Origin of the sequence: Acinetobacter sp. 2JN-4 (genome assembly GCF_003687745.1) — a bacterium.
GTDB classification, from domain to species: domain Bacteria; phylum Pseudomonadota; class Gammaproteobacteria; order Pseudomonadales; family Moraxellaceae; genus Acinetobacter; species Acinetobacter halotolerans.
Map to the genome: position 1 here is coordinate 83695 of NZ_RDNY01000011.1, position 6077 is coordinate 89771.

The following is a 6077-nucleotide window of genomic DNA, read 5'->3' on the forward strand; positions in this document are numbered from 1 at the left end:
TGCAGGTTATGGCTTCTTTGAATCATCATCGTCCACTTTGGGCATTACTTGCTGCAGCGCCTTTGGTTGCGGCAATCAGTACCCATGTACACGCACAGACATGGAAGATCAATTTACGTGATGCAGACTTAGCAGCATTTATTAACGAAGTTGCAGATATTACAGGTAAGAATTTTGCGGTTGATCCTCGTGTACGAGGCAATGTGACCGTTATTTCGAATAAACCGCTCAATAAAGATGAGGTTTACGATCTGTTTTTGGGGGTGCTTAGTGTTAATGGTGTGGTGGCATTGCCTTCTGGTAATACCATTCGTTTGGTACCCGATAGTAATGTGAAAAATGCTGGTATTCCTTACGATGGGCGCAATCGTGCAGGTGGTGATCAGATCGTCACTCGGGTGATTTGGTTGCAAAATACCAATCCAAATGATCTCGTTCCTGCGTTACGTCCATTGATGCCGCAGTTTGCACACTTGGCAGCAGTTGCTGGAACCAATGCATTGATTGTTTCGGATCGCGCCGCCAATATTTATCAGCTTGAAAACATTGTACGTAACTTGGATGGTACGGGTCAGAACGATATTGAAGCGATTGGCTTGCAGTCGAGTCAGGCTGAGGAAGTGATCACTTTGCTGGAAACCATGAGTGCAACAGGTGCAGCAAAAGATTTTGTGGGGTCCCGCGTACGTATCGTTGCTGACAATCGCACCAATCGTATTCTGATCAAAGGTGATCCTGATTCACGTAAGCGTTTGCGTCAAATCATTGAGATGTTGGATGTGCCGTCGGCAGATCGTTTGGGTGGCTTGAAAGTCTTTCGTTTGAAATATGCCAGTGCAAAAAGTCTCGCTGAAATTTTACAAGGTTTAGTTTCTGGTCAGTCGGTTTCTTCATCTGCTTCATCGAACAATAGTAATGCATCAAATCCGATCAATAATTTGATTTCAAATAACCAAAGCACAAGTTCGTCAGGGAATTCATCGGGTAGTTCGGGGATTAGCCTCAACAGTGGTTTTAATAACCGCCAAAATGATGTGACCAGCTTCAATGGTGCCGGTGTCAGTATTATTGCGGACAGCACCCAAAATGCTTTAGTGGTCAAAGCTGATCCGCAGTTGATGCGTGAAATTGAATCCGCAATTCAACAATTGGATACCCGTCGTCAGCAAGTGTTGATAGAGGCTGCGATTATTGAGATTGTGGGTAGTGATGCCGATCAACTCGGTGTGCAATGGGTACTAGGTGATCTAAGTAGCGGTGTTGGACTGGTTAACTTTTCAAATCTTGGTTCTGGATTGTCCAAAATTGCAGCTGGTTATTTAACTGGCGGTGCAGCAGGTGCAGCAGGTGCTTTGGGGGATGGTGCTTCAATAGGTGTCGGGAATTTTGAAAACCCACGCAGGGCGTACGGTGCGCTGATACAAGCGCTGAGAGCGAATACTAAATCGAACTTTTTATCGACTCCATCGATTGTCACAATGGATAATGAAGAAGCTTATATTGTGGTGGGGCAAAATGTTCCATTTGTCACAGGGTCAGTTGCAACTCAGGGTAATAGTACCGTGAACCCCTATACGACGGTTGAGCGGAAGGATGTGGGGATAACGCTTAAAGTTGTGCCTCATATTGGTGAAGGAGGGTCGGTTCGTCTTGAGGTTGAACAAGAGGTTTCGAATGTTCAGCCTAATCGAGGACAGGCAACAGATTTGGTGACCAGTAAACGGGCGATTAAGACCTCGGTATTGGCTGATCATGGACAAACTGTGATTTTGGGTGGTTTGATTTCTGATGATACTAGTCTAACTCGCCAAAGTATCCCTGTGTTGGGCGATATTCCGTATTTAGGACGTTTATTCCGTGCCGATACGCGCAGTAATGAAAAACGCAATCTCTTAGTGTTTATCCATCCGACCATCATTGGGGATTCGGATGATATTCGCCGTATCTCTCAGCAGCGTTATAATCAGCTTTATAGCTTGCAGCTTTCGATGGATAAAAATGGCAACTTTGCAAAACTACCTGAGAGTGTAAATGATATTTATCGTCAACAATCTGCGGTGAATGCTTCACCTTATCAAAATGTTCCAACAGCCACACAAAGCCAAACAGCGGTTGTGACAACGCCAGTTGCGACGGTGGAAGCACCCTTACAAAAGCGTTCAGTAGAGCGAAGTAAAAACACAGTGACAACCACGACGATTCATCCTGCATCTTCACAGTAGATGCACACAAGCACAGTATGTCACAATGTTAAGATTGCCAGAACCGATAATCAATAAATCAGGATAAGGATTGGTGTTTATGACTTGGAAATTGCAAGCCATTACAGGTGAGTTTACGGGGAAAGAAATCACGATTGAGCGTGATATGTTGGTCGGACGACATCAGGATGCTGATATTTTATTGCAATCAGCGGATATTTCACGTCGTCATGCTGCTTTAGTGCTAAAAGACCAACAGCTTTGGGTGCAGGACTTAAATTCATCTAATGGTACGTTTATTAATGATTTGCGTATAGAACAAGGAACTGAATTGCATGATGGTGATATTTTGCAATTTGCGAGTTTTACATTCTCGATTCTTGCGCCGACAACGACGGATATAGATTTGCCAGAGATTGAAATTGAGCCTATTTCATCTGCTGCGCACGATCAAGGTATGCCGAGTATTGCTGAACGTGCGGTTGAGACCCCGATCAGTCGTGATGGCATGCCACAACAAGTTGCGATTCCAAAGCCAGCACCAATTCCTGAACATGTAAATATTCAAGCTACTTCAGAACAATCGCCAGTTGCAACTGAATCACCTGTGATGCAGGAAAAACAGCAACAAAAAAATGCTTCGGTTGGTTTGATTTCGATTATTGTGTTGATCATTTTGGCGATGGTTGCTTGGCTGTTCTTTAAATAATCATTTTAAGCTTTTACAATGCAAGGCATATCGTAATAGGTATGCCTTTTTTATTTCTAGAGTAAATATAATGTCTATTGCACAGTTACAAAGTCGTCATCTGATTCTCTTTGATCTTGATGGAACGTTGGTGGATTCTGCTGCTGATTTATATCGCGCCATGAATCTGAGTTTAGAGAAATTGGGCTTGCCTTTGGTTACAGAATTGCAAGTTCGGGAGTGGGTTGGCAAAGGCGCAGCGAGATTATGTGAAACTGTGCTTGAACATTTGTTTGGGCAGGTAGATGCACAGCAGCAAAAGCAATTGCTTGATACGTTTATGCAGGTATATGCACAAGAGTTATGTGTGAATACCACTGTTTATGATGGTGTTCTCGCCTTTTTAGAGCATTGTCAAGCACATGATATCTCGATGGTCTGTGTCACAAATAAACCTGAACATTTAGCAAAAGGTATCCTCGATATTTTGGAATTGAGTCAGTATTTTAAAATGGTTGTTGGTGGGGATAGCTTGTCTGAGCGGAAACCGCACCCTTTGCCTTTATTGCACTGCATGCAAAGTCAAAATGCATCTACATCACAAAGTTTGATGATTGGCGATTCGAGCAATGATGTTGAAGCAGCAAGACGCGCAGGTATTGATTGTATTGTGGTCAGCTATGGCTATAATCATGGAGAAAGTATCTATGACTGTTGTCCGCAACAAGTGGTTGATAGTTTAGTTGAGTTGATTGAAGAAGATCGGGTAGGGAGTAAGGCATGAATGTTGTTATGGTTTTTCGATGGCGGGCTTGACGCAATTGAAACAAGGAAACGCAAAAAATCGAAACCATAGAGCTAAAAGCATAGAGAATGCCCATGACCACATTTGCACAATTTGAACAACTAAAATCAGCAGGCTATAACACGATACCTGTTTATCGCCAACGGTTGGCGGATACTGAAACGCCACTTTCTGTTTTTGCACGATTTAAACAGCACAAACATGCTTATTTATTTGAATCGGTTGAAGGTGGGGAAAATTGGGCACGCTATTCCATGATTGGCTTGGGTGAGTCGACTGTTTTTTCATGTAATGAAGGCGTTTTAACCGTTCAACAGGCGGATGGGTCTGTGACCCAGCAGCGTTGTAGTGATCCATTTCAATATATTCGTGACTTTCAAAGCCAATTTAAAGTGCCGACGCAAGTGGAACTACCTGACTTACCTAACTTTACCGGTGGTTTGGTTGGATATTTGGGCTATGATGCAGTGCGCTATATCGAACCAAAACTCAAAAATATTCCAGCTGCCGATCCAGTGACCTTGCCAGATTTATGGTTGATGTTGTCTCAAACTGTGATTGTATTTGATAATTTAAAAGACACATTATTTTTGATTCATCACGTCGATGCTCATCAAGAAGATGCTTATGCAAAGGCACAAGAGAAACTTGATCAGCTTGAACAGTTGCTTGCAATACCAGTAAGTTTGCAAGCGAAACCACATACTGCACCGAATTTTGAATCGATTACAGGCAAAGAAAAGTTCATCGAAACAGTTGAAAAAGTAAAAGAATACATCCGTGCAGGGGATGTCATGCAGGTTGTACCTGGACAGCGTATGGTCTCTGATTTTGATGGTGAGGCATTGCAAGTCTACCGTGCTTTACGTCACTTAAACCCATCGCCCTATTTGTTTTTGGTACAAGGCCAAACCCTGACAGATCAAAAACCGTTTCATATCGTAGGTTCATCGCCAGAGATTTTGTCGCGCTTGGAAAATGGCATTGCGACAGTACGACCTTTGGCGGGCACGCGTCCAAGAGGCAAGACCAAAGAAGAAGATTTGGCATTAGAGCAAGATTTGCTGTCTGATGAAAAAGAAATAGCTGAACATTTAATGTTGATCGATCTAGGTCGTAATGATGTTGGGCGTGTTTCTAAAATCGGTAAAGTACAGGTAACTGACCGAATGGTGATCGAGCGATATTCGCATGTCATGCACATTGTTTCCAATGTACAAGGTGAGGTGCGGGATGATGTCGATGCTTTAGATGTTTTTAAGGCGACTTTTCCTGCGGGGACACTCTCAGGTGCTCCCAAAATTCGTGCCATGGAAATTATTGATGAAGTTGAACCTGTAAAAAGAGGTGTCTTCGGCGGTGCAGTTGGATATTTGGGCTGGCATGGCGAAATGGACATGTCGATCGCGATTCGTACTTGTGTGATTCGCGATGAAAAAGTCTATGTACAAGCAGGTGCGGGGCTTGTTGCTGACTCAAATCCTGAGTCAGAGTGGAATGAAACCCAAATAAAAGCACGCGCAGTGATCAAAGCGGTTGAATTATCGTCAAACGGATTGATTTTATGAGTTTTTCGCAGTTTTTCTGAAAAAACTGCTTGCATCATGTGTAAGTTTTGCTAAACTGCACACCGTTCCGATACGAAACGTACGAAACACTAAGAAACGCCGGCATAGCTCAGTTGGTAGAGCAACTGACTTGTAATCAGTAGGTCCACAGTTCGAATCCGTGTGCCGGCACCATCTTAAGGTTTTGATGTTTTGAGTAAAGAACAGCACTGTGTAAGTGTGATGTGGTGAGATTCCCGAGCGGTCAAAGGGGGCAGACTGTAACTCTGCTACGAAAGTTTCGAAGGTTCGAATCCTTCTCTCACCACCATTTAGCTTCGATTGAAGTGGTAAGTGCCAACATGCGGGAGTAACTCAGTTGGTAGAGTGGCAGCCTTCCAAGCTGCATGTCGCGAGTTCGAACCTCGTCTCCCGCTCCATTATTATCGAAGACATCGCTCTTATAGCTCAGTGGTAGAGCACTCCCTTGGTAAGGGAGAGGTCTCGAGTTCAAATCTCGATAAGAGCTCCAGATATACAGCTTAGTAGATTTTTCTACAAAAGATTTAAAGAAGCAGGCTATTATAGTCTGCTTTTCAAGTATTGGGTGTTTAGTTTTTTTAGGCGAATGTCGATAAGAAAAGTGTTTCAGGGTTGTTTTCTCTAAACTGGTGTCGACGTAAACGAGGAAAGTCAAATGGCTAAGGCTAAGTTTGAACGTAATAAACCACACGTAAACGTGGGTACAATTGGTCACGTTGACCATGGTAAAACAACTTTAACTGCTGCGATTGCAACTATTTGTGCAAAAACTTACGGCGGTGAAGCGAAAGATT

At 43.3% G+C, this 6077-nt stretch carries 5 protein-coding genes and 4 tRNA genes; all 9 read left to right on the forward strand.

What is annotated here, in order from left to right:
• Positions 1-8: 8 nt before the first annotated feature.
• Entirely contained in the window at positions 9-2222 is a 2214-nt protein-coding gene (gspD, locus tag EAH57_RS14300; protein WP_121930637.1) for a type II secretion system secretin GspD, read from the forward strand.
• A 79-nt stretch (positions 2223-2301) separates the two neighbouring features.
• Complete coding sequence (locus tag EAH57_RS14305; protein WP_121930638.1) at positions 2302-2910, forward strand: FHA domain-containing protein; 609 nt, start codon at positions 2302-2304, stop codon at positions 2908-2910.
• A 70-nt stretch (positions 2911-2980) separates the two neighbouring features.
• Positions 2981-3673, forward strand: coding sequence for a phosphoglycolate phosphatase (locus EAH57_RS14310; RefSeq protein WP_121930639.1), 693 nt, complete (start codon positions 2981-2983; stop codon positions 3671-3673).
• Positions 3674-3768: 95 nt separating this feature from the next.
• Positions 3769-5262: an anthranilate synthase component I gene (gene trpE / locus EAH57_RS14315; RefSeq protein ID WP_121930640.1), complete on the forward strand. Its 1494-nt coding sequence runs from the start codon at positions 3769-3771 to the stop codon at positions 5260-5262.
• Positions 5263-5360: 98 nt separating this feature from the next.
• Positions 5361-5436, forward strand: a tRNA-Thr gene (locus tag EAH57_RS14320).
• Positions 5437-5488: 52 nt separating this feature from the next.
• Positions 5489-5572, forward strand: a tRNA-Tyr gene (locus EAH57_RS14325).
• A gap of 33 nt (positions 5573-5605) precedes the next feature.
• Positions 5606-5681 (forward strand) — tRNA-Gly (locus tag EAH57_RS14330).
• A 17-nt stretch (positions 5682-5698) separates the two neighbouring features.
• Positions 5699-5773 (forward strand) — tRNA-Thr (locus tag EAH57_RS14335).
• 165 nt (positions 5774-5938) lie between these two features.
• The coding region (locus tag EAH57_RS14340) for a GTP-binding protein (RefSeq protein ID WP_227545342.1) at positions 5939-6077 on the forward strand (139 nt) is incomplete at its 3' end.